Annotated in this window: 24 protein-coding genes; 16 read left to right on the forward strand and 8 right to left on the reverse strand. The window is 38.7% G+C overall.

Annotated elements, in window-relative coordinates; genetic code table 11:
* Positions 1–162 precede the first annotated feature (162 nt).
* Positions 163–687, forward strand: a complete 525-nt coding sequence (locus LCD32_RS05630) for a DinB family protein (RefSeq protein ID WP_046527478.1) — start codon at positions 163–165, stop codon at positions 685–687.
* Positions 688–691: 4 nt separating this feature from the next.
* Here LCD32_RS05630 and LCD32_RS05635 read toward each other — a convergent pair whose 3' ends face one another.
* Positions 692–1,255: a GNAT family N-acetyltransferase gene (locus LCD32_RS05635; protein ID WP_048003231.1), complete on the reverse strand. Its 564-nt coding sequence runs from the start codon at positions 1,253–1,255 to the stop codon at positions 692–694.
* 16 nt (positions 1,256–1,271) lie between these two features.
* Complete coding sequence (locus LCD32_RS05640; protein ID WP_017359617.1) at positions 1,272–2,177, reverse strand: LysR family transcriptional regulator; 906 nt, start codon at positions 2,175–2,177, stop codon at positions 1,272–1,274.
* A gap of 109 nt (positions 2,178–2,286) precedes the next feature.
* Between LCD32_RS05640 and LCD32_RS05645 the strand changes: the two genes are divergently transcribed.
* Positions 2,287–3,447: a CynX/NimT family MFS transporter gene (locus LCD32_RS05645; RefSeq protein WP_017359616.1), complete on the forward strand. Its 1,161-nt coding sequence runs from the start codon at positions 2,287–2,289 to the stop codon at positions 3,445–3,447.
* A 114-nt stretch (positions 3,448–3,561) separates the two neighbouring features.
* Here the strand turns inward: LCD32_RS05645 and lpdA are convergent, their stop codons facing one another.
* Positions 3,562–4,956 carry a dihydrolipoyl dehydrogenase gene (gene lpdA, locus LCD32_RS05650; protein WP_046343321.1) on the reverse strand — a complete coding sequence of 465 codons (1,395 nt, stop codon included), beginning with the start codon at positions 4,954–4,956 and terminating at the stop codon, positions 3,562–3,564.
* Positions 4,957–5,140: 184 nt separating this feature from the next.
* Here lpdA and LCD32_RS05655 point away from each other — a divergent pair, with 184 nt between their 5' ends.
* The 3 genes from LCD32_RS05655 (at position 5,141) to LCD32_RS05665 (ending at position 7,422) form a co-directional block, all read left to right on the forward strand.
* Entirely contained in the window at positions 5,141–5,710 is a 570-nt protein-coding gene (locus tag LCD32_RS05655) for a TetR/AcrR family transcriptional regulator (RefSeq protein WP_224563078.1), read from the forward strand.
* 30 nt (positions 5,711–5,740) lie between these two features.
* The gene (locus LCD32_RS05660) at positions 5,741–6,160 is read left to right on the forward strand and encodes a GNAT family N-acetyltransferase (RefSeq protein WP_224563081.1); all 420 of its coding nucleotides are present in this window, start codon (positions 5,741–5,743) and stop codon (positions 6,158–6,160) included.
* A gap of 128 nt (positions 6,161–6,288) precedes the next feature.
* Entirely contained in the window at positions 6,289–7,422 is a 1,134-nt protein-coding gene (locus LCD32_RS05665; RefSeq protein WP_224563083.1) for a tetratricopeptide repeat protein, read from the forward strand.
* Positions 7,423–8,207: 785 nt separating this feature from the next.
* Here LCD32_RS05665 and LCD32_RS05670 read toward each other — a convergent pair.
* Positions 8,208–8,471 carry a hypothetical protein gene (locus tag LCD32_RS05670; protein WP_024720168.1) on the reverse strand — a complete coding sequence of 88 codons (264 nt, stop codon included), beginning with the start codon at positions 8,469–8,471 and terminating at the stop codon, positions 8,208–8,210.
* A 200-nt stretch (positions 8,472–8,671) separates the two neighbouring features.
* On the opposite strand from LCD32_RS05670, the gene LCD32_RS05675 reads away from it, so the two are divergent.
* From LCD32_RS05675 to alr, 4 genes are all read left to right on the forward strand, one after another.
* Positions 8,672–9,157, forward strand: coding sequence for an ATP-binding cassette domain-containing protein (locus tag LCD32_RS05675; protein WP_263485672.1), 486 nt, complete (start codon positions 8,672–8,674; stop codon positions 9,155–9,157).
* Positions 9,158–9,739: 582 nt separating this feature from the next.
* Positions 9,740–10,189, forward strand: coding sequence for a GyrI-like domain-containing protein (locus LCD32_RS05680; RefSeq protein WP_224563087.1), 450 nt, complete (start codon positions 9,740–9,742; stop codon positions 10,187–10,189).
* Positions 10,190–10,333: 144 nt separating this feature from the next.
* Positions 10,334–10,942 (forward strand): hypothetical protein, encoded by a 609-nt coding sequence (locus LCD32_RS05685; protein ID WP_224563089.1) that lies wholly within the window; start codon positions 10,334–10,336, stop codon positions 10,940–10,942.
* Between the two features lie 182 nt (positions 10,943–11,124).
* A complete protein-coding gene (gene alr, locus LCD32_RS05690; protein WP_224563098.1) occupies positions 11,125–12,306 on the forward strand; it encodes an alanine racemase in 1,182 nt (393 codons plus the stop codon).
* Between the two features lie 78 nt (positions 12,307–12,384).
* Here alr and LCD32_RS05695 read toward each other — a convergent pair whose 3' ends face one another.
* Positions 12,385–13,497, reverse strand: coding sequence for an NAD(P)-dependent alcohol dehydrogenase (locus tag LCD32_RS05695; protein ID WP_007498906.1), 1,113 nt, complete (start codon positions 13,495–13,497; stop codon positions 12,385–12,387).
* 215 nt (positions 13,498–13,712) lie between these two features.
* Between LCD32_RS05695 and LCD32_RS05700 the strand changes: the two genes are divergently transcribed.
* The 5 genes from LCD32_RS05700 to hag (LCD32_RS05720) all read left to right on the forward strand — a co-directional run bounded on the left by LCD32_RS05700 (position 13,713) and on the right by hag (LCD32_RS05720) (position 19,194).
* Positions 13,713–14,327 (forward strand): TetR/AcrR family transcriptional regulator, encoded by a 615-nt coding sequence (locus LCD32_RS05700; RefSeq protein ID WP_060780979.1) that lies wholly within the window; start codon positions 13,713–13,715, stop codon positions 14,325–14,327.
* A 145-nt stretch (positions 14,328–14,472) separates the two neighbouring features.
* Entirely contained in the window at positions 14,473–15,954 is a 1,482-nt protein-coding gene (locus LCD32_RS05705; RefSeq protein ID WP_224563100.1) for a Kelch repeat-containing protein, read from the forward strand.
* Between the two features lie 225 nt (positions 15,955–16,179).
* Positions 16,180–17,001: a flagellin Hag gene (gene hag / locus LCD32_RS05710; RefSeq protein ID WP_224563113.1), complete on the forward strand. Its 822-nt coding sequence runs from the start codon at positions 16,180–16,182 to the stop codon at positions 16,999–17,001.
* 235 nt (positions 17,002–17,236) lie between these two features.
* Entirely contained in the window at positions 17,237–18,082 is an 846-nt protein-coding gene (gene hag / locus LCD32_RS05715; protein ID WP_025207194.1) for a flagellin Hag, read from the forward strand.
* Between the two features lie 290 nt (positions 18,083–18,372).
* Positions 18,373–19,194 carry a flagellin Hag gene (gene hag / locus LCD32_RS05720; protein WP_025207195.1) on the forward strand — a complete coding sequence of 274 codons (822 nt, stop codon included), beginning with the start codon at positions 18,373–18,375 and terminating at the stop codon, positions 19,192–19,194.
* 27 nt (positions 19,195–19,221) lie between these two features.
* Here the strand turns inward: hag (LCD32_RS05720) and LCD32_RS05725 are convergent, their stop codons facing one another.
* Entirely contained in the window at positions 19,222–20,691 is a 1,470-nt protein-coding gene (locus tag LCD32_RS05725) for an NAD(P)/FAD-dependent oxidoreductase (protein WP_224563128.1), read from the reverse strand.
* 221 nt (positions 20,692–20,912) lie between these two features.
* On the opposite strand from LCD32_RS05725, the gene LCD32_RS05730 reads away from it, so the two are divergent.
* Positions 20,913–21,737, forward strand: coding sequence for a methyl-accepting chemotaxis protein (locus tag LCD32_RS05730; RefSeq protein ID WP_060780982.1), 825 nt, complete (start codon positions 20,913–20,915; stop codon positions 21,735–21,737).
* A gap of 39 nt (positions 21,738–21,776) precedes the next feature.
* Here the strand turns inward: LCD32_RS05730 and LCD32_RS05735 are convergent, their stop codons facing one another.
* A complete protein-coding gene (locus LCD32_RS05735; RefSeq protein WP_017359605.1) occupies positions 21,777–22,148 on the reverse strand; it encodes a DUF5412 domain-containing protein in 372 nt (123 codons plus the stop codon).
* A 244-nt stretch (positions 22,149–22,392) separates the two neighbouring features.
* Between LCD32_RS05735 and LCD32_RS05740 the strand changes: the two genes are divergently transcribed.
* Entirely contained in the window at positions 22,393–23,016 is a 624-nt protein-coding gene (locus LCD32_RS05740; protein WP_047945590.1) for a poly-gamma-glutamate hydrolase family protein, read from the forward strand.
* On the opposite strand, the gene LCD32_RS05745 is transcribed toward LCD32_RS05740, so the two are convergent.
* A complete protein-coding gene (locus LCD32_RS05745) occupies positions 23,007–23,591 on the reverse strand; it encodes an ImmA/IrrE family metallo-endopeptidase (RefSeq protein WP_008346294.1) in 585 nt (194 codons plus the stop codon). The two genes, LCD32_RS05740 and LCD32_RS05745, sit on opposite strands and share 10 nt — an antisense overlap.
* Positions 23,592–23,606 lie beyond the last annotated feature (15 nt).

Consider the following 23,606-nt stretch of genomic DNA (forward strand, 5'->3'; position numbering starts at 1 on the left):
ATAAAAAAAGAAAGGATGGTGAGTGTTATAGAAAAGTTCTATTTGTATATAGAAGGTTGATCAAAAGCGCCTTTTATTTTCTTTTTTATCTGTTTTGAGGTATGAGTTGCAATCTAATCAAAAAACATTAGAATAAAGAAAAATTGCTAAAGGAGCAACCATATGAATTTCAATTTGGATGAAGCTTTAGATATGTTGAGTCGAACTCCTCGTACAGTAGAAAGTCTTTTGTCAGGTTTATCGAAGGATTGGCTTCACAGTCGTGAAGGGGAGGGAACGTGGAATCCCGTTGAAGTCATTGAACATTTGATTGAAGCAGAGAAATTCAACTGGATTCCTCGATTAAATGTCATTCTTGCTGATGGAGAGAATGCCCCATTTCCTGCATTTGACCGCTACTCCCATTTGAATCAAACTGAAAGACAGATAGAACAAGCACTAGCGGAGTTTCATCATGTGCGGATGGAGAATGTGGCATACATTCAGCGTATGACACATTCAAGTCTTGATCTAGAGAAAAAGGGCGTCCATCCAGAATTCGGCGTCGTGCAAGTGAGCGAATTACTTTCTGCGTGGGTTGTCCATGATTTCACCCATATCTCCCAAATTGTTCGGGTCATGGCGGAACGATATCGAACCGATGTGGGTCCGTGGAGCGCTTATTTAGGGATTTTGAATAGGAAATAAATGTTTAATGACGCTTCGCGGCCCACTCAGATTGAAGAATGGCATATTGATATTCATCGACCCAATGTCCCTTCGACATGTAATTTTGCAGCAAATGTCCTTCGCGTCTCATGTCTAAACGTTCCAGCACTCGAATGGATTTTTCGTTGCGTACATCTGTAAAGGCAATGATTTTATGCTTGTTCAGTGTAGTGAAAATATATTCGATCATTGAATTCAAGGCTTCGTGAATATAGCCCTTTCCTTGAAATTCAGGCGCGAGTGTAAATCCTATTTCAACGATTCTAGGCTCGCTGCCGAGTGTATGAATGGCGCAATCTCCTATCAGCTGATTGGATTCAGATAAGGCAATCGCGTATTGAAACCACGTCCCTGGTTGATTAGGTTGTTGCGTCATTTGGTGTTGAACAAATGATTCAGCTTCTTCGTGCGTGTAGTTTTCCCAGGATTGAAATGTGGCAATAGAGGGATTTGATCGGTATTGATAAAATGCTTCAATATCCTGCTGATCAAACTGACGAATCACAACCCGGTTTGTTCTTGTAAATATGCTGTTTGCATTCTTCATGTGTTACCCTCACTTTTTAATTTGTTCTTGATTTGAAAAAGTCTATTAGCCATTCAGATAGCTGTTTTTGCGCTTTGGTCACAAATCGATCGGCATAATACGTTAATTCAAGATGCCGAACAGGAGCAGGAGCAGAAATAGGGATAGAGACAATATTAGGCCATGCTGAATGTTGCTTTAACAGCCCTCTTGGCTGGATGGTGGCACCGATCCCGGCTTCAACCAACTGCAATAATGAAGTGGCAGACCCAACATCCATGACCGTGTCCAATTCAAAACCGTGTTCTTTACATACGTCATCGACCAAATCTCTTCCTAGATAGCCTTTTGGATACATGACCAGCGCATGCTTTGTCAGCTCTTTTAGCGTCACTTCACGCCTTTTTGCCAGTTCACTGTCTGAATGAACAAACAATTCGTAGGGCTCATCGCCAAGTGGAATTTGAATCAGGCGTTTATCCGCAGGCCCGCGCAGCCCAATTCCGATATCGACTTTATGTGAGAGCACCTCGTCACGAACAAAGATGGTCGAAAAAGCCTTTAGATTGATCTCTGGATACAGCGTTTTAAATTCTACAAAAAGCGGAACAAGCTGAAAGTCAAGATCAGAGGGAAGGACGGCAAGCCGAACGGTACCCCGCTGTTCAGATAAGAGTTCTTTCATAGCATTTTTGGCATCTCGCTCAGCCTGAAGCATTTTCAAGCCATATTGATAAAGAAGCGTACCAGCTTCAGTTGCAACTACTTTTTTACCGATTCGGTCAAAAAGCGGCATCCCAACTTCAGCTTCAAGCAGCTGAATCTGTTGGCTTAATGTAGGCTGTGATATACCTAGTTGCTCTGCAGCCTTTGTGAAATGTAAATGATCGAATACAGCCATAAAATAGGTAATGTGACGAGTATCCATATGCCATCCTTTCATTAATGATAGTATTTTCCTATCATCATAATACGAATTATTGTATTGATCAATGAATGAAGCGGATTTATACTCATAGTAACCTCAACAAGATGAGAGAGGAAGAAGAGTATTGATAAAAAAAGTATTTTATTTAGCTGCTTTATTTTTAGCTGCCTTAAACTTGCGCCCAATCATTACATCCGTAGCTTCTATGATGAGCATGATTCAATCAGACCTTGGCGTTAGTGCACTCACGGCAAGTCTTTTAACCACTTTGCCGGTCTTGTGCATGGGAGTGTTTGCCCCTGTAGCAACGAAACTAAGCCGCCGGTTTGGATTAGAGAGAACTCTTTTTTTCTCGATTTTTCTTATCACAATTGCGACTGGACTGCGTGGTACAAGTCAAACGGTTACCATCCTTCTCATGACTGCTTTTGCAGGAGGAGTTGGAATTAGTTTTGCCGGACCATTGTTGTCTAGTTTTATTAAAAAGTATTTTCCGAAAAGTCCTGGGATTGTCAGTGTGTACTCTATATCGATGACAGTTGGCGCTGCACTTGCTTCGGGCTTGACCATTCCGATTTACCTTCGCAGTGAGCATAACCTTCCACTTGCGTTAGCCTGCTGGGCGGTTTTAGGCGTTATTGCACTGATTTTATGGCTCGGTCTAGCTCGTAAAAACCAACAAGCAGATCATGCAGACGTGCCGCTGAGATTACCGCTACGAAACAAAAAAGCTATTCAATTTACTTTGTTCTTTGGCTTTATGTCTAGCATGTTCTATTCGTTAACAGCGTGGATTTCACCCATTGCGCTTGATTTTGGGAATAGTCCGCAGTATGCCGCCATGCTGCTTACGATATTTACGCTCATTCAGATTCCGGTGGCATTACTTGTTCCAGCAATCGTTAATCGTCTAGGAAAGCCGAAATTATTTCTGATCTTATGCAGTTTGTCAGAGCTGATTGGCCTCATATTCCTTCTACTGCCAATGCCGATCCTGCCAGCTGTTATTTTTCTAGGGATTGGAGCAGGTGGATTATTTCCTTTGGCGCTTATGTTGCCTATTATTGAAACGCGTACGCCAGAAGAAGCCGGTACATGGTCAGCGATGTCACAGATGGGCGGGTATATCATGGGAGGATTTGGTCCATTTTTAATCGGTTTGATTTTCGATATCAGCGGACATTTTCAAGCTGCTATTGTCGCAATGCTCGCCATCGTGATGCTGATGATTGGCGTGCAGTTATCGATGAAGTTAGGGAAAAAACGTGATGAGGTATCCAATTAAAGATCAATATACCGCTGCTTTTATATCATGACTCAATTGAAATCGCCATAGCCTATTCCTAAGTAGGCTATGGCGATTATTTTACTCAATTTTTAAAAGATGCACCTGAATGAATTATCGTGCCAGATTTTTTTCAACTTTACGAGTGGCCATTTCTGCAGCCTCCATGATCATTTCACCTAATGTTGGGTGAGGATGAATCGTCATGGCTAAATCTTCTACTGTAGCACCAATTTCAATAGAGAGAGAAAGTTCTGATATAAGAGTAGATGCCTCTGCACCTACGATCTGTGCTCCTAAAATAAGGCCAGATTCAGCATGGGCCACAATCTTCACAAATCCTTCTGGTTCTTTTAATGCCAGTGCTCGACCATTAATAGAGAACATTGTTTTTCCAGTAACAGTCGGAATGGATTGTTGCTTGCAATCCGTTTCGCTCAGTCCAACACTCGTCAATTCTGGGCTAGAAAACACAACAAGTGGGATCGCTTTATAATCGATCATCGAAGGTTTCCCGGCGATTGCCTCTGCTGCCACCTTCGCTTCATAGGAAGCTTTATGAGCCAGAGCAGGACCCTCGGTGATATCACCAATTGCATAAATGTGCGGAATGGAAGTTCTGCATTGTTCATCAATTTTAACTAGTCCGTTAGGGGTAATGGACAAACCGATAGAATGGAGACCTAATGTTCCATCTGTATTCGGTTTTCTTCCGACAGTAATCAGTGCATAATCTGCTTTCAACGTGTAACTTTCTTTCTGTTTCTCATAATAAAGATCAATTCCGCTCATATGCTGCTCAGCACCTATGACGTTTGCTCCTGTAATCACGGTGATGTCATCTTCTTTCAATTGTCGAACAACAGGTGAGACAAGTTCACTTTCAAAGCCAGGCAATACTTGATTACCGCCTTCTAGAATGGTGACTTTTGATCCAAACCTTGCAAACATCTGTCCGAGTTCAACACCAATATATCCACCCCCAACTACGACAAGGCTTTTAGGGATTTCGGGAAGGGATAGTGCTTCAGTGGAAGACAATATACGACCTCCGAAAGGGAGTGATTTAATTTCAATTGGACGAGAGCCGGTTGCTAATATAAGGTGTTTGAAGTTGATTCGTTTTTCACCTTTTTCGGCATGTTGAATCACCGCTGTATGCTGATCGAACAAGCTTGCCTCGCCTTCCAAAATAGTAACTCCCGCTGACTTTAACAAAAATTGGACGCCCCCAGCTTGTTTTTCCACAACAGCTTTTTTGAACGCTTGGGCTTCATTGAAAGAACCGCCTTCTTGAAAACCACCCCATTGTGTGCGGAGTTTGAACCGCTCTGCTTCTGCTATTAGCGCTTTAGAAGGGATACAGCCTACATGGGTGCATACGCCACCTAACTGATCACGTTCTACAATCGCTGTCTTCATGCCGAGATGAGCTGAACGTAACGCCGCCACGTAGCCTCCCGGACCTGATCCAATCACTAATGTATCTACTGTTTCTAAATGAATCATTTCTTGCACCTCCAATTTCAAAATATGATGATCATAATATATTATAGTCATCATATTTTGGCAAAGTCAATCCCATTTGAGTGAGGAAAGATGGATTTCAGTCAATTGACACATGATAATATGATGAATATAATTTTTTAATAAATACACTTAGATGAGTTAAAAGGAAGGAGGAGAAAAGAGGATGCCTTATCCGAAAGGTCATAAGTCAAAAGTGAGAGAGCAGATCATCGCAAGTGCTGCACGAGCATTTCGAACAAATGGGGTCCGTAATATCAGTTTGCCATACATTATGAAAGGGGCAGGTCTAACTCATGGAGGGTTTTACGCTCACTTTAAGAACAAGGATCAGTTGGTAATAGAGACTTTTCATTTTGCTATTACTGATACGATCAAGCTGCTGCAAAGTGTTGCAGATAAGAAAGTAGATCAGCCTCGAATTCAGACGATCATTGACTTTTATTTAAGTTCCGTTCACCGTGATCAGACGGAGATCGGCTGTATATTGCCTGCACTGGCAGGGGAGATTGCTCAATTATCGCAAGAGGTACGTAAAGCCTATACAGATGAATTGAAACGGTTTATGGCGTTTATAGCTGATACGGGAAACATAGATCTCTCTACCAGTTACGCACTAGTAAGCAGCATGATTGGTACAATTGCTCTTGCACGAGCTGTCAATGATTCGCAGTTCAGTGATCAATTGTTATTGGCAGGTAGAACACAGGCAAAACACATTTTAGAAGCGAATTAACATTCAAATGAAAACATAGGGGATGTTGCGATGTTCATAAGAGAAGCAAGCATAGAAGATTATCCACAATTAAGACAAATCTATTTAGAATCCCGACGTCAGAGCTTTCACTGGCTCAATACAGAAGAAATCAAACTGCAAGATTTTGATCAAGATACGCAGGAAGAGCAAATTTTCTTAGCTGAGGAGAGCAATAAAATCCTTGGATTCATCTCATTATATGTACCAGATCGTTTTATTCATCTCTTGTTTGTACATCCAGAAGCTGCTGGTCAAGGGGCTGGCGATTTGTTGCTGAAACATGCGATCAAAGTGCTCGGAACACCAGTCACCCTCAAATGTGTATCCGAAAATCACAAAGCTTTGTCTTTTTATCAAAAAAGAGGATGGAAGGCTGTTGTAGAGGAAGGGGAACCTGGGGCGAAGTACTGGGTGCTTATTTATGAATAGAAGTCATGTTATCTATCATTCACACGGCCCTTTATAGGGCTTTTTTGCGGTTTATTTTCGGTGTCGAATGATTCATAAAATGATAATATATGTCATTATAGGGAAAATAGAGGAAGGGGTAAGAGCTGATGGAGAAAGTGCTTTCTTCTCACGTCGGTTTGAAAATCAATGAATGGTATTATCATATTCAACGATTTAATGTACCGGACGCCGAAGCATATAAAGAAGAAATCAAATCAATGATTGATCATATGGAAGAGAATCAAGATTTATTATTGTATTTCTCACTCATGGAGTTCAGACATAAATTAATGCTAGATTACTTGAATCCTTTAGAAAATGGGAAAGAACGAGCGAACTTCAGGGAACTTGCAGTGAAGATAAAAAAAGATCAAGAGAAATTAACAGGATTGCTTGAGTATTACTTTAATTTTTTCTATGGGATGTATGAATTTGAAAACTACGAATACCTCAATGCGATTACCTTCTATAAGCGAGCAGAAAAAAAGCTGTCTCTTGTCAGCGACGATATTGAACGTGCCGAGTTCAATTACAAGATGGCGGAAATCTATTACCACATGAAACAAACCCACATGTCCATGCACCATATCGCACAGGCGATAGAATGTTACCGAGAAAAAGATACATACACAGTCAGAGAAATCCAGTGTTCTTTTGTCATTGGATTAAACTATATTGATATGGGCTGCCCCGAAAAAGCCATTCCACATTTTGAACGTGCGCTTGAACAAGCTGCCGATCACTCAACAAAAAGACTAAAAGGGTCAGCGCTCTATAATTTAGGGTTGAGTTATTTCCATCATGGTGACCTAGCACAAGCAATTGTTCACTTTAATGACTCGATTCGAGCATTTAAAGAGCAGGGGTACGAGCATTTAAATCGAATTTTAGACCCTCTCGTTATGTTATCAAAATCCTATTTTAAAAAGAACGAACAAGATCTAGGTACGTATGCATTACATAACGGTATAGAACTATCTGAAAAGCTGAAAGATCATGTGTTGTTACGTATCTTTACGTTTTTAAAATCACTATACGTTGACAACAATTTTGAACAACTAGAACAAATTTCAGATTGGTTAGAGATGAAGTCCATGTATCCTGACCTTGAAGACTTAGCAAAAGATGCTGCAAAATATTATAATGAGATGGGAGATAAAGACAATGCGATGCATTTCTATGAAAAAATTCTTTATTTCCAAACTCAAGTAAAGCGGGGGGACTGTCAGTATGAAATTTAAAACGTTATCAGTAGTATGTGCAGTGATCAGTGTCATCAGTATTGTTAGTTATTTTACATCTGAAGTGACAGCAAGTCATGATGTAGCTAGGAGAGGTCATACGGCAAGTATCGGTTATACTGCTTAAATAAAAAGCCCCTTAAGGGCTTTTTATTTTAAGACGGTATATATGCTATGAATAAAGAATATTTTTTCCATAGAAAAGATATTGAGGAGGAAGTAAAGTGACAATGTTAAAATCCAAATTATTTCGAAGGATTTTCATTATATTCTTTGCTTTAACCTTTATGATTAGCCTGTTTAATATGGCTGTATTTCCAGGGACGCCAGTGTCTTATTATGTTGGTCTGATTTGTCAGATGTTGTTAATCAGTTTGTTAAATGGTATGTTTTTCGGCACAATCTTCTATTTGATTGTCACCTTTCTTATCGCTAAAGATTTTAATCAAAATCAATAGTTAGCAAAGCATTCATGAATTTAACATTCTGATTGGAAGGCAGGCAGTATAAGCCGATACTAGAACAACAAAGATTCAAAAGTTCTCAAGTCTCATTTTTCATTCGCAAAACCCCACTATAAACTCATTCAAAATTTGCATTGCCAATGTAAATTTCTTTTTCGTCTTTATATCCATTCAATGTTGTTAATAATATGAGAATAGCTAGAAAAGTGTACCACATGAAAAATGATTACTAGGGGGAATCATTATTCATGTGAGGCCTCTAAGTATGTGAAGCAAAAAAATCTGCCCTAATAAAGGGACAGATTTTTTTGCATTTTTACATTATTCGTAAACATAACAAGTGCCGCTTATAACAGTGACACATTCATAAGTATTAGAGTAAGACTTACCATTCGAATCTCTAAAGAAAACGGTGACGGTTGCTACTCCACTGCTATTGTAGCCATTCCATTGATATTGATAGCCATCATACTTGTCCCTAATAGGGATTAAATTCGAAGCGGCATCAGCAGGAATTGCAGAGAACATTAAAGCACCAGTGAAGAGAGTAGCTCCCACTATTTTTTTCATTTTTCCCTTAAACATTAAAACATCTCCCTTTTCCTTATTTTTCTATTAAACCAATGTTTAACAGATGCTTATAAGAATAGCACGTCTAGTAGGAGAAAAATGTCAAAAAATGTCTAAATAAATAAAAATTCAAAAAATATACATATTTAGGAATTATTTGTTTTTGGCATGATTGAATGTTTGTTCCTAAAATGCTTTTTTGACTGATAGCTGGTTTGGTGAAACCAAGTGGTGGTGAGGTTATAGTATCTGATCAAATTTTGCATAAACAAATTTCGTTTCCTAAAAGTATTAGCGTGCTTTTAGAGAAACCCGCTTTTTTAGAACAATACAGTGGTTTTGATAATTTCAAGTTTCTTGCTGATATACAAAAAAGAATAGATGATCAACAAATTAGACAGGTAATTGACAGTGTTGGACTGAATCCTGATAATAAAAGAAGTGTTAAAACATATTCGTTAGGTATGAAACAAAAATTAGCAATTGCTCAAGCTATTATGGGAAAGCCAGACATTATCATATTAGATGAACCGATGAATGGACTGGACGAGGATTCAGTGAAAAATGTATTTCAGTTGATTAAAGCAGAAAATGAAAGAGGTGCAACTGTTTTATTAACTTCTCACCATAAAAAAGATACAGAGGAACTATGTCATGTTGTTTATAAAATAAATTCTGGAAAAATACAAACTACAGATTAATGTCTTTTATAAAATAACCAATTTTAGAAAGAGAATCATAATTTATTCTCTCAGATTCTAAATAAATCCCGCCTTTACTTTAAGTAAAAGTGGGGTTTTCCTTTATTTTATAAAATAGATCAGTTCGCATATGATTAATAGAATCCTTTTAATCTGAGTTTTCTAGATACATGGCAGTTAAGGTTAAGCCACATCTTTTGAAACTTTTTTCAATGCATGAAAGATTGTCAACGTATACCCGGCTCTCTTTATGACTAGATATTTTTAGTCTTGCTAAATATGACGATGATACTGTTTAATGTGATTTTCACTGAGAATACAGCTGTACAGCGTCTTTTATATGTTCGATGAGTAAGATGTTGTCAAATTAGATTGTCACCTATCTCAATGATAAATCTTCATAAAAAAACAAGTGTGCGGAAATTGAAAAAAAGATTGGAATCTTGCTAACTGGAAAACATGTATTTTCCAACATACATTAAAAATTCTTTTTAATAACCTGCTGTATTATATTTTAAAGGATGTTACCGTTGGATGTAAGGAATGATTGGCCAATCTTCCAATAAGAGTTGGAGGGAAATCATGAATTACAAAATTGAAATAGTAAGTAATATGAGTATGGTGTATATGAGGAATATAGGACCTTATGGTAGCAAAGAAAATGTAGAGATGATGAAGAGATTTAAACAATGGATCAATCAACATCAATTAAATGATGAATTAAAGGAATATGGTATATATGGTGTTCCTCAAGATGATCCTGGAAAAATCCCACCAGAAAAATGCAGATACGACCTTATGTTTATGACAAATAGAGATTTCTCAAAAGATCAAATGGTTCAGACTGGACATTTTGAAGGGGGAAAGTATGCTGTGTTTACAGTGACACATACAACCGAAAAAGTGAATTTGTTTTGGAGCCAATTGCCTCAAATGATGCAAAACAATCAATTGAACATGCGTCCGGCATCTATTATGGAGAGATATAGAGAAGAAGAAGGCATGTGTGAGTTCTTACTACCTATTTTTTAAACACTTTATCGAACTTCAATGAAAAAGCAGACCTTTAAGGTCTGTTTTTCTGCCTATCAGATTTATATTCTTAAATCATTTTGCTTCAAATGCTATACTATGGCTAAACCATTCATGAAGGGTCATGATAGGAAGGAGCATCGAGTGATATTCATCATAGGCATTATCATTGCTTTTATGATTGCTATTTTAGGTTTTACTGTTTTCATAGATGTAGGTAATGGGTTGGGAACGGCTTTTAGCATCATTGGGGGAATGGTCATTTTATTCATAGCGGGAAGGCTGCAAAGAAAAAAAGAAAAGAATGATCCAAACATCTTATTAGATAAGATGATGATGCTCTTTCACGAAGACGGATTTCAGTCCTCAACATACATCTTTTCGCAAAATGTTGATAAAGGATTTGCGATTGATGACGAACGAAAGAAAATGCGCTTTATTACATATCAACCTGGCGGCTCATCTCAAAAATTCAGGTTTGAAGTCACTGAACTTTCCTTGAAAGAGTTGAAACAAGTTGACATGTTAGAAGATGGTAAACCGATTGAACATTCTACTAGTGATAATAATGAAGAGATTTCTACACTTCAATTAAGATTAACGATGAATGATCAAGAAGCATCAACGATCACGATCACCTTCCTGCAATTTGATGTGCCAGTTCGTAAGAGCACCGCTGAATATTTAATTGAACGAGAAAATTTGGAGGAAATTTATCATCAAATTAATTCAATGATGAAATCTGTATATTAACTAAATTCCTGTTCATAAAGAAGAAATCACATTTTGATGTGGTTTCTTTTTTTATCTCAATCAAGTTAAAGACAGTCCAGTCATTGTAGTTGAATGTTTTTTTCAAAAATGAATAAAGATAGACTAGACACGAAAACGAACATTGATATTGAAATGACTCATGTGATGAGGAGGAAGCATACATGCAAAAGCTTTGCAGGGAAGTCTGGATTGAAGTTAATCTTGATGCGATTAAAAGAAATATCGAAGCCATTCAAGCGCATATTCCAAAGAAGAGTAAGATCATGGCCGTCGTGAAGGCGAATGCTTATGGACACGGTTCAGTGGAGGTAGCGCGGCAGGCACTAGAAAGCGGTGCGACGGAGCTCGCAGTTGCTAGTTTAGAGGAAGGCATTGTATTGCGAAGAGCGAAAATTGAAGCGCCGATTTTGGTTCTTGGATTTACACCGCTCGACTGTGTGAAAAGGGCCGCAGCCTGGAGAATTGATCTATCTGGCCTTCGTGAAGATTGGATTGCTCAAGCAAATGAGATCTTAGCGGAAGAAGAAAGCCAGCGCCAGCTTGGGATTCATGTCAATGTCGATACAGGGATGGGGCGATTAGGTGTACGGACAAAGGAAGAGCTGTTAGCGGTGGTGAAGGCGCTTGAAAAGAGTGAAAACCTGAGGTGGGATGGAATATTTACGCATTTCTCCACTGCGGATGAGCCTGATCCTGATTTTACGTTGCTTCAGCATAGCATCTTCATTGATTTTCTTCGGTTTTTGAAAGAAGAAGGGATCAAACTGCCGACCGTACATATGAACAATACAGCTGCTTCGATTGCGTTTCCTGAATTTAGTGCCGATATGATCCGGCTTGGTATCGGACTTTATGGATTGTATCCCTCGCAATACATTGAAAGCTTAGACGCTGTTCAGCTAGAGCCCGCTCTCAGTTTAAAAGCAAGAATTGCGTTCGTGAAGAAAATGGTGACAAAGCCAAGAACGGTCAGCTATGGGGCAACCTATGTGGCAAAGCCTGACGAAGTCATTGCGACCATACCGATTGGCTATGCAGATGGGTACTCGCGTGCTTTATCCAATCGAGGGTTTATGCTTTTCCGCGGAGAACGAATGCCAATTGCGGGCCGAGTCACAATGGATATGACGATGATCAGCTTAGGAGAGATGAAAGCAAAGCAAGGCGAGGAAGTCGTCATTTATGGCCGTCAAAAGGGGGGAGAAATTTCTGTTGATGAAATTGCTGAAATGCTGAATACGATCAATTACGAAGTTGTCGCGACCTTAAGCCGCCGTGTTCCAAGGTTTTATCGTCGAGGCGGGAAGATTATTAAAATTTCGAAGCCGGTGATGTATGTGTGAAGGTAAGGACAGCATGAAAGTCCAAAAATCCCCCTTTATATGGAAAGGGGGATTTTGAGTTTCATGTCTTATTTCGGCTTAAGCTCGATACTCTTTATCTAAAATAAGAATGGGTTTAATCGTAGATCCATTTTTAGAATCTTCAAAAGCTTGTTCAATCTCTTCTAATTCGTAGAATTTTGCTAGTTTCTCAACTGGGAATTGTCCATTTTTAAAGAACTTGACTAGTTTAGGAATGAATAGTTGAGGAACGGCATCTCCTTCTATCACACCTTTTAACGTGAGCGCATTGAGCATGAGATCATTTGTGACATTAAACGTTAAATCGCGTTTTCCTACTGCTACTGTTGCACAAGTTCCTTTGACACGCAGGCAGTGAAGGGCAGCTAGTGTGACTTCTGGTACTCCAGTTGTTTCAAATGAGTAATGTGCTCCTTTTCCTTCTGTGATTTCCTTCACTTTTTCAGCTGGATTCTCATGTTTACTGTTGATGACATGTGTTGCACCTAATTCTTTTGCTAGCTCAAGGCGGCTATCATGGATATCAACGGCAATAATCGGATCACAGCCTGCAATTTTTGCTGCCATTAACCCACTTAAACCAACAGCGCCTGTACCAAACACAACAAAGCTTGTACCTGGAGCTGGAGCAAGTGAATTAAGGACAGTACCGCTCCCAGTCATTAAGCCGCAACCGAATGGTCCTAAATAGCGTAAATCAGTTTCTTTGTCTACTTTCACCACATTTTTCTCATCAACCGTTGCATATGTACCAAATGACGATTGACCAAAAAATTGTGATACATCTTGATGATCATGTGTATGGATAGGCGTTTCATTATGTTTATTACGACCAGAAAAATTCAGTGGAATCATGTTTTCACATCCACCAGCGTTCCCGTCAAGACAATTATGGCAATGACCGCAATAAGCGAAACCAAGTACAACGTGGTCTCCTTCTTGAACGGTTGTGACATTAGAACCTGCTTTCACGACAATGCCAGAGCCTTCATGTCCTAATAAAGCAGGACGTGGAACAGGGAGCGTGCCATCTAATACAGTGGCATCCGTATGACAAACGCCAGATGCAACGATTTTGACAAGCACTTCATCTGCTTTTGGATCATCTAGTAATAGTGTTTGTTTCTCGAAATCTTTTTCATTTGTTGTGACCATCGCTTGAATTTCCATATCATGTGCCCTCACTTTTTGTATAGTATGATATTCTGAAGAAAGGTTAGATCAAATGTCACAAAAAATTCATTTCTTTATGACTAAGTTGATTGTAGGACGAAAGATTTTCCGTTTCAATCAGCAAAAAATCTTTTTTGTATAGGTTTTCAACACAAATAAATTTATGTATCTCTAATCAACATTTTTTAAAAAGTGTCTAAAGGAGGGGCCCCATGATCAAAAAAGAGGATCGTCGTATTGAGCGAACAAAAGAAACACTTCGTCAAACATTCAAAATACTAGTAAAAGAAAAAGGATATTCGCACGTAAAAGTGAAGGATATTGTGGAAAAGGCAAACTATAATCGGACGACATTTTATGTGCATTATGAAAGTAAAGATGAATTAGCAGCAGATGTTATTCACCGGGAAATGGTCGATTTTGAATATGAATTTTGTAAGCCGACTCGTGAAAATCCACTGTTGGATTTAACTCGCATGAAACCAGAAGGCACTGATGTATTTCAATATATCGTTGAAAATCGCGACTATTATGATTTATTAGTGATGGAAGACCGAATTCCCCACATACAAGAAAAATTGCTTAAGAAAATACAATATATTTTCCAAAATAGAATGTCGTTTGTGAGTGATCAGTATACAGAAATCAACGACAGTTATTTTGTCCAATATCGTTCATACGGCATTTTCGGTTTTATCATTGAATGGATCAGAAATGACTATAATGCATCTCCCTCAGAAATGGCACGCCGCATTATCAATTTATTATATATTCAATCCTCACTCATGATTCAGTTGAAAAATGAAGAAGCGATTATGAAAAGGTAATGTCATATAAAAGTGATATATGTAGAAAGATATTAATAGAAATAAGAGCGTCCTAAATTTATGACAGGCACAACGGTAAAAATTAAATTTTATTACAAATATGTCGATAAAAGGAGGGAAATTTAAGAGATGGAGGAAAGAAACGATGAAAAAAGGATTATTTTTAGTGCTTTTGACCATTTTTATGATGGTCACAATTCATCCGTTAAAAGCTCATGCAGCTGAGACAAATGGTTGGACGAAGCGAGCGGACTTACCGGAAGAGCGTATCGGAGCAAGTGTAGGTGTAGTTGACGGAAAAATATATGTATTCGGTGGAGCTAGCCAGCAGTCTAAGTTCAATGATTCAACATATATGTATGATCCTAAAACTAATTCGTGGACAGAAAAATCAGCGATGCCTAGGTCAAGAACAGGAGCTGCTTATGCGACAGTAGATAAAAAAATCTATGTCATTGGCGGTCTCTATGAAACGACTAAAACAGTTCATAGAACTATGGATGTTTATGATACAGAACTTGACCAATGGACAGAAGAACCGATTAAGATGCCTGATAAATTTATATATACATCCTATACAACAGGTGCCTTACGAGCTGTTACAGTTGGAGAAAAGATTTTTATCGTATCCTCTTTATCATCCTATAAAGAAAATTTTTATTCCTATGATACGGTAAGTGGAGAGTGGGAATCTTTAGATAGTTCCCTATTAGTGAATCACCAAGGTAGAAGTATTTCAGAAATAAATGGGAAAATATATATTGCTGGTGGTGAGGCTAATGTTAGCCGAGGGAAAGATAAAGACATTTTAGAATATGATAGGTCGCTAGGGAAGTGGCAACGTTTAAAGGATGTTCAATTAAATTCTTTTGCCTATGAAGCTGCATTTGCGACATATAATCATAAACTATTTATCATTGGTGGACAGCAAATTGGAGATAGATCTAGCAAATTATTAAAACAAGTTCAAATATTTGATCCAAAAACTAGTCAAGTTAAAGATTCTTTATATGAAATCCCTGAAGGTAGAGTTGGATCTGTGGCAGTTATTGCTGATGATCAATTATATGTTATTGGTGGAAGAGACTATGCTGAATCAATTGGTAGTCATTCTGTCAAAAACAATTTTAAATCTGTTATCTCTATTCCATTAAAAGATCTGCAAAAAGTGTCAACGGATCAGGAGGAAACAAAACCAGATGATGGTACAACCGAAGAGCCGAAAGATCAGGACGGGACAAATCCAGGTGATGGCACAACAGAAGAACCGAAAGATCAGGACGGGACAAATCCAGGTGATGGCACAACAGAAGAACCGAAAGATCAGGACGGGACAAATCCAGGTGATGGGTCAACCGAAGAACCGAAAGATCAGGATGGAACAAAGCCTGGGGAAGAATCAACAAAAGGTATACTTTCAATTACTATGATAAACGGACTGCAAAAGGATTATCTGCTCTCAATGAAAGAAATCAACAATTTTCTTAACTGGTACAAAGAAAGAAGCTTTGGAATTGGGATGAACTTCTATGAAATCAATGATGAACACAATAAAGGACCTTTCACAAGTAAGAAGGATTACGTAGTGTACCAAAATATTTTGATGTTTGATATCAAGCAATATTGATAAAATGAAAGCTGCTGATAATAGATCAGCAGTTTTTTATATTTTACATAATTGTTAAATTTAGTATTAATATCATAAAAAAACAAGATATTTTTTAAAAAATCTGCTAAACATCCCATAACCACGTCCGATAATAGAATTGTCAGGGTTGATAAACCCTAGAAAAAAGGACTTTTTTCAGACAAGGACGTCTGTCAGGTCCCACATACATGGAGGTAATAGGAAATGAGAATTAACCACAATATCGCAGCACTTAACACATTAAACCGTTTGTCTGCAAACAACGGTGCGAGCCAAAAGAACATGGAGAAACTTTCTTCTGGTCTTAAAATCAACCGTGCAGGAGATGACGCAGCAGGTCTTGCAATCTCTGAAAAAATGCGTGGACAAATCCGCGGATTAGAAATGGCTTCTAAAAACGCACAAGACGGTATTTCTCTTATCCAAACAGCTGAAGGTGCATTAACTGAAACTCATGCAATCCTTCAACGTATGCGTGAACTAACTGTTCAAGCAGGTAACACTGGTACTCAACAAACTGAAGATTTAACTGCTATTAAAGATGAGATGGATGCACTTGTTGAAGAGATCGATGGAATTTCTAATCGTACTGAGTTTAACGGAAAAAAATTATTAGATGGTACTGAAACTGCTGGATTTACATTCCAAATTGGTGCTAACGCAACTCAAAATATCAAAGTTGAAATTGGTAGCATGGATGCTACTACTTTAGGCGTAGATACTATTGATGTTTCAGCTGCTGCTTTCAGTTTTGACACAGAAATTGCAAAAATCGATACAGCAATTAAAAGTGTATCTTCAGAGCGTTCTAAACTTGGTGCAGTTCAAAACCGTTTAGAGCACACAATCAACAACCTTGGTGCTTCTGGTGAAAACTTAACAGCTGCTGAGTCTCGTATCCGTGACGTTGACATGGCGAAAGAAATGAGTGAGTTCACGAAGAACAACATTCTTTCTCAAGCTTCTCAAGCAATGCTTGCACAAGCGAATCAACAGCCACAAAACGTACTTCAATTACTACGTTAATGAAGAGCCCCTTTTTAAGGGGCTTTTGTTTAAATAAAATTTGACTTTATAAAGTTAATTTAGAAACGAATACTTAGTAAATGCAATTTGTAAATAAGACTAAAGATGTGAAAAAGCTAAACTTTCTTTAGAATCAGCCGATATTTTAAATGTCAGGGCATGTAAACCCTAGAACAAAGGACTTTTTTCAGACAAGGACGTCTGTCAGGTCCCACATACATGGAGGTAATAGGAAATGAGAATTAACCACAATATCGCAGCACTTAACACATTAAACCGTTTGTCTGCAAACAACGGTGCGAGCCAAAAGAACATGGAGAAACTTTCTTCTGGTCTTAAAATCAACCGTGCAGGAGATGACGCAGCAGGTCTTGCAATCTCTGAAAAAATGCGTGGACAAATCCGCGGATTAGAAATGGCTTCTAAAAACGCACAAGATGGTATTTCTCTTATTCAAACCGCTGAAGGTGCATTAACTGAAACTCATGCGATTCTTCAACGTATGCGTGAACTAACTGTTCAAGCAGGTAACACTGGTACTCAACAAACTGAAGATTTAACTGCTATTAAAGATGAGATGGATGCATTAATCGAAGAGATTGATGGGATTGGTGACCGTACTCAATTCAACGGTAAAACTCTTCTAGATGGTTCTTTTGCTCAAGGAACAGCTGATCTTGTTTTTCAAATTGGAGCAAATTCTGGCCAACAATTGACTGTAAATATTGACAGTATGAAATCCGCTGATTTAGGAACTACTGTTGCAATTAGTGCTATCGATGTAACTGATTTTGCTACTACATCTTTTGACGATCAACTTAAAGGAATTGATGAAGCAATCAATCAAGTGTCATCTCAACGTGCTAAACTTGGTGCAGTCCAAAACCGTCTAGAGCACACAATCAACAACCTTGGTGCTTCTGGTGAAAACTTAACAGCTGCTGAGTCTCGTATCCGTGACGTTGACATGGCGAAAGAAATGAGTGAGTTCACGAAGAACAACATTCTTTCTCAAGCGTCTCAAGCAATGCTTGCACAAGCGAACCAACAGCCACAAAACGTACTTCAATTATTACGTTAATTAAAAGCCCCCTTTGAGGGGCTTTTTTTTATGCTGTTTTTTCCTTCACATTTTCTCCAGTCTTATGATTCTTAAATCCCTCTGATAAATCATGAAAAATGACCTTTAAATTTGTCATACTCTAGCGAAACGATCATAATGAATAAGACTTTTTCCTTATTTATTCCTTTTTTGTTAAACATATTCCATTAAAGTTCGATAAATGGATTGTAAGGCTTACAAAAAAATTCTAATTTAGAACTTTTGGACATGGATGTCTAATTGGTTCAAACACATGGAGGTCATTTAACATGAGAATTAACCACAATATCGCAGCACTTAACACATTAAACCGTTTGTCTGCAAACAATGGGGCAGGACAAAAGAACATGGAGAAGCTTTCTTCTGGTCTTCGTATCAACCGTGCAGGAGATGACGCAGCTGGTCTTGCGATCTCTGAAAAAATGCGTGGACAAATCCGCGGATTAGAAATGGCATCTAAAAACGCACAAGATGGTATTTCTCTTATTCAAACCGCTGAAGGTGCATTAACTGAAACTCATGCGATTCTTCAACGTATGCGTGAATTGACAGTTCAAGCGGGTAACGTTGGTACACAGCAGACAGAAGATTTAACGGCGATTCAAGAAGAACTTACTGCTTTGGTTGATGAAATTGATGGGATTTCTCAGCGTACAGCATTTAACGGAAAGAATCTATTAGATGGTAGTGTAGAGGATGGATTCCAATTTCAAATTGGAGCGAACATTGAGCAAAATATCAACGTAAAGATCGGCAAAATGGACGCTGAAACATTGACTGTCAAAGATATTAAAGTGAATGAAGATGGTTTTGACTTTGACGTTGAAGTAGCAAAAATCGATGCTGCAATCGGTGCGGTATCTAAACAACGTTCAGCACTTGGTGCAGTCCAAAACCGTCTAGAGCACACAATTAACAACCTTGGTGCTTCTGCTGAAAACTTAACAGCTGCTGAGTCTCGTATTCGTGACGTTGATATGGCGAAAGAAATGAGTGAGTTCACGAAGAACAACATTCTTTCTCAAGCGTCTCAAGCAATGCTTGCACAAGCGAACCAACAGCCACAAAACGTACTTCAATTACTACGTTAATGAAAGGCCCCTTGATGGGGCTTTTTTTTATGTTGATTTTAGCAACAGATGTAATTGAAAATCTGGAACAGCTTCATAGAAGAAAGCTCGATTTAATTCATCATTCTTTTGATCCCACCTCTGCCACCAGTGGCCGACCTCACCAGTGGAGTCAGCTTGAATCATGTCTTGCAGCTGCTCTAGGTTGATGATTTTTCTCGGTTCTATTAAGAACGAATGCATACGATGATACGCCTCAAGGTATTTAGGTTGTTTTGTTTGAACGGCATATTGTACATAATAATTGAAAAATTCTTGTACAAATGTCAGATGGGGAATGGGGGTTCCTTTTAATTCGACGCCTTCCCATGCCATATCCGCAATTGCACAAAGCCACCAGCCAAGCTCATTGGCTTGCTGCATTTGTTGTAAGGTGTTTTTTTCAAAAAACATAAGCTCATCTTCTTGTGCTTGTTTGAGCATACGCTCAAGTGTCTGTGCCTCAAGAGCGGCCTTTGTCATTCCCTGACCATGTATTGGATCTAATGTGCATAAGGCATCACCCATGACCAATAAGCCGCTTGGCCAATCTTCCATTTGTTCATAGTGGTTTCTGACACAAGCCGGAACTCTAAATCCTTTTGGTTTCGTATAGGGAATTAAATGAGTGATGGCTTCTGCTATCGAGGGATTGGTCAGCCTAGCGGTCTCTACATCAAACTGATCAGCGTCCGTTGTTGGATAATGAGAGCCGCCAGCTGCAGAGAGAAGAACCGCTGCTAAATCATGATCTACTCGTTCAAACAGTCCTGTTGGAATTTTTTTATTTGGCTGTCCAACGATGACCATTGGTTCTAGGTTCGGTGCCTCAGATGGTATTTGGTAGTATCTCGTGCTATAGCCAAGAGACACGATTAGCTCATCTGTCTGAGGCAAGGTTCGTCCTGCGCTTTTCAGCCATTTTGGCAATTTAGACATTCTTCCAGACGTATCAATGACTAAGTCCGCACTCATTTTGTTGATGATTCCAGGCTTTATCCTCCGATCTTTGACCTGTAATCCACTCACTTTAGTCGTTTCTTCTTCAAAAAGAAGAGCGATCGCTTCATGTTTTTCTAAAAATTGAACACGTTCCTCGCATAACATTCTTTGCATCAGCACCCACTCTAGCATGGCACGTCGTGTGACAGCTGTTTCTTCAGTATCGGTGAGTACTAACTCGCCATCTTTTGTCATAAATCGAGATGTCTGATGCCATGTGTTGTACCCGCCCAATTCGAGTAATTCTTTTGTATAACCAGGAAATAGACGTTCCACTATTTTTTTGCCTAGTGGCAGCATTCTATGTGGATGAAAAGCTTGAGGCGTGCCAAGACGATTCTCAGGAGCGTCTGGCAATTCGTCCTTTTCAATAATCAATACTTCAAGGTAAAAACTTGATAAAACCTTTGCAGCGAGCATTCCCGTTATTCCGCCTCCGATGACGATCGCCCGCTCATACTTCATGGGTTGTGTCACAACATGCGCCTCCAGTGAATATATAAAATGGTTACATGACCATTTCATCATATGTTGATTTTCTAAGTATAGCAAATTCTCGTTTTTTTGAATATAGAAAGGAATTGGCATACTTTTTACTCGTAAATATGAAAAAAACTTCAATCTTGATCATTATTTTTTAAAAATCATGATCAAATTTAAGAGGAATGACCGATAAATACATTAAGGGGGTAGAGAAGATGGATATACTACAGAGTATTGTAACCGCAGTACCTTATATGATGAAGATTTTAAAAGATGAAGTGACGATGGGGGTCATTGATCGAGAAAAATTCTTGCTGTATTTGCCATCAAAAGATGTGGATTTTCAAATACGGACAGGAGATCCCATTAAACCAGATGATCAGAATATGAAAAATGCGCTTAGAGGCAAAACATCAAGTACATTTGTACCTGAATCGGTGTATGGGACGCCTTTAAATGCAATGGGATTGCCGATTTTCGATGAAAATCAACAAGTCATTGGTGCAATCGCTTTAGGTTTTCCGCTTAAAAATCAAATAGAGCTTGAGGCGTATATGGAGTCATTGAACGACATCATTCAAAGTATTCAAGAAAAAGTACATGTGGTGGCGGCTCATTCAGAAGAGCTCTCTGCGACAAGTGAGGAAATGACATTCCAAACACAGCAAACACTTGAAAGTTCGAAAAAAACTTCAGATATTACAAAAATGATCAAAGGTATCTCTAAGCAAACGAGTTTGCTAGGATTGAATGCTTCAATTGAAGCGGCCAGGGCAGGGAAAGAGGGAGCGGGTTTTAGTGTGGTAGCGAGCGAGGTTCAAAAGCTCTCAAGCGAAACCTCACGTGCAACAGAAAACATAGAAAGCTCATTGCAAGGGATTTCCTCTAATATACATACGTTACTTGAGAGTATGGGCCATATGAAAGGGTCATCTTCAGAACAAGCTTTATTAGTGACGGAGTTTAGTGAAATTGTAGATAGGTTGACGATGGTTAGTAAAGAAATGAAAGAATTTATGCAAAAGGCGATGTTAACGTAAAAAACGAATCCAGAAAGGGTTCGTTTTTTTGTTGGCTCGTTATTTTCTGTTTTTCTGATCAAAGCGATAATCGTATGTTTCACCTTTGACCACATTTAAAAACTCATGTCCAATTTGAACGAGCTGTGCATTTTCCCATTTGATCAGAGGATCTTTATCAGGGTACTTCCAGTAGATTGTTTTCTTGTGATGGGTGAGTTTGTTTTCAATTTCTGCTCTGACCGCATTCTCTTTTAGCTTTCCTCCGCTATGTCGATATGTGTTAATGGTATAGGTTCCATCAGGTGATGATATCGAGCGGATGAATGTTCCGTGAGACACGCCTTGAAGAGAGAAGCATTTCCAGTAAATAATTCCGGCGAAGCTAAGACATAAGATGGCAAGGATGATGGTGGTTTTCTTTTTAAACATGAATTCCTCCAGGTGTAGATCGCAATATTCTAATATATGAGAGAGATTACAAAAAGATTCATATAGTTCAAAAGTTCTATTCATTTCAATTATCGGTCATTTTTTCTCAACATTCAACAGTTAGCCCGTAAAGATAAGGAAAATTTAAGGATGCATTCAGATCACACTGGTGAATCGAAAACACTTTACAAAAGAATTTGCGATCAGTAGACTTATGCTCATATAGAGAAATGGGGCAGATGGAATGAATCAAATCATAGATACGTATCAAAATTATGAAGAGCTTTCCGCTCATGAAAGAAAAGGGATCGACTATCAGATTCTTCATCAGCGGAAAGGGGATCAGCTTCTCGTCCTGTCACCTCATGCGGGAGGAATTGAATCTGGCGTGAGCGAGCTGGTCCATGAAGTGGCAACAGATTATTCTATGTATTTATTCGAGGGCCTTAAAGTGAAAGGCAATCATGTTCTTCATATTACGAGCACACGTTTTGATGAGCCGATTTGTCTTTCTCAAGTGCATACACATCATTATACGTTTGCACTCCACGGCTATGGAGAAACAGACGTCCTACAAACTTTAGTTGGCGGTACCGACAGGGAAAAAGCTGCTGAAACAGTGAAGTGTCTCACACAAAATGGCTTCCATGCCTTACTTTTATCTGAATCGGATCAATTTGCTGGAACACATCCTCAAAATATTAATAATCAATGCCTCACAGGAAAAAGTGTTCAAATTGAAATTAGCCAAGCTCAGAGAAGAGCTTTCTTTCAAGACTTTAGGCGGAGCCGTAGGCGTGATACACAAACCGAACAATTTTATCAATACACAAATGTACTGAAACAAGTGTTAAGCCTTTATGAATAAACTTCTGACGTCACGTGTGCAGACGCTTTTGTTTGATACGCAGCTTCATTTTCTGCGACCTTGCCTGCTCTCATTAAATAAGAAGTGAATTCTTTTTGAAATTGAATGCCGGCTCTTCGCTGTTCAAATAGAGCAAGCCGTTTTTCAGCAAAAGCCCGAGTGACATGAAATGTTTGAGCAATATGCAAAATGGCTTGCTGCCTAAGGTTTGGGAGCGTCATTTGCAGCAGCATAAAAGTCGGAACACAAAAGTGATACATGAATTGTTTTGCTTGAAACTCTTGCAGTTCTCGAAAGAGCTTGTGCATGTTAAAGTGGTTGCCTGTATGCTTCAGCACATGACAAAGCTCGTGGGCGAAATCCTGCCACTGTTCTTCTGACGATAAGGCTCTGTTTAAAATAATACTGTAAAGACCTTGATGTTTGATCATCATGCTGCCAGTATCCTCGTAGTGTACCCATACATGAAATTCAGCTGCGATCCTATGCATGTCTACATAGGCAGGACCGCTTATTTGCAGTTGAGTGTATAACCGTTTAATATCTTCTTCTAAATGGGTTAAAAAATAAGTCATGTCAAAACCTCCATA

It is taken from the genome of Bacillus sp. RSS_NA_20, assembly GCF_020165915.1.
GTDB lineage: Bacteria > Bacillota > Bacilli > Bacillales > Bacillaceae > Bacillus > Bacillus altitudinis.

Coding starts and splice junctions, on each gene's coding strand:
- LCD32_RS05745 (WP_008346294.1), bottom strand. CDS start 23,591: ATGACTTATTTTTTAACCCATTTAGAAGAAGATATTAAACGGTTATAC.
- hag (WP_224563113.1), top strand. CDS start 16,180: ATGAGAATTAACCACAATATCGCAGCACTTAACACATTAAACCGTTTG.
- alr (WP_224563098.1), top strand. CDS start 11,125: ATGCAAAAGCTTTGCAGGGAAGTCTGGATTGAAGTTAATCTTGATGCG.
- LCD32_RS05740 (WP_047945590.1), top strand. CDS start 22,393: ATGAATCAAATCATAGATACGTATCAAAATTATGAAGAGCTTTCCGCT.
- LCD32_RS05655 (WP_224563078.1), top strand. CDS start 5,141: ATGCCTTATCCGAAAGGTCATAAGTCAAAAGTGAGAGAGCAGATCATC.
- LCD32_RS05660 (WP_224563081.1), top strand. CDS start 5,741: ATGTTCATAAGAGAAGCAAGCATAGAAGATTATCCACAATTAAGACAA.
- LCD32_RS05730 (WP_060780982.1), top strand. CDS start 20,913: ATGGATATACTACAGAGTATTGTAACCGCAGTACCTTATATGATGAAG.
- LCD32_RS05635 (WP_048003231.1), bottom strand. CDS start 1,255: ATGAAGAATGCAAACAGCATATTTACAAGAACAAACCGGGTTGTGATT.
- LCD32_RS05695 (WP_007498906.1), bottom strand. CDS start 13,497: ATGGAAATTCAAGCGATGGTCACAACAAATGAAAAAGATTTCGAGAAA.
- LCD32_RS05735 (WP_017359605.1), bottom strand. CDS start 22,148: ATGTTTAAAAAGAAAACCACCATCATCCTTGCCATCTTATGTCTTAGC.
- LCD32_RS05700 (WP_060780979.1), top strand. CDS start 13,713: ATGATCAAAAAAGAGGATCGTCGTATTGAGCGAACAAAAGAAACACTT.
- hag (WP_025207195.1), top strand. CDS start 18,373: ATGAGAATTAACCACAATATCGCAGCACTTAACACATTAAACCGTTTG.
- LCD32_RS05630 (WP_046527478.1), top strand. CDS start 163: ATGAATTTCAATTTGGATGAAGCTTTAGATATGTTGAGTCGAACTCCT.
- LCD32_RS05665 (WP_224563083.1), top strand. CDS start 6,289: ATGGAGAAAGTGCTTTCTTCTCACGTCGGTTTGAAAATCAATGAATGG.
- LCD32_RS05680 (WP_224563087.1), top strand. CDS start 9,740: ATGAATTACAAAATTGAAATAGTAAGTAATATGAGTATGGTGTATATG.
- LCD32_RS05670 (WP_024720168.1), bottom strand. CDS start 8,471: ATGTTTAAGGGAAAAATGAAAAAAATAGTGGGAGCTACTCTCTTCACT.
- LCD32_RS05640 (WP_017359617.1), bottom strand. CDS start 2,177: ATGAAAGGATGGCATATGGATACTCGTCACATTACCTATTTTATGGCT.
- LCD32_RS05705 (WP_224563100.1), top strand. CDS start 14,473: ATGAAAAAAGGATTATTTTTAGTGCTTTTGACCATTTTTATGATGGTC.
- hag (WP_025207194.1), top strand. CDS start 17,237: ATGAGAATTAACCACAATATCGCAGCACTTAACACATTAAACCGTTTG.
- lpdA (WP_046343321.1), bottom strand. CDS start 4,956: ATGATTCATTTAGAAACAGTAGATACATTAGTGATTGGATCAGGTCCG.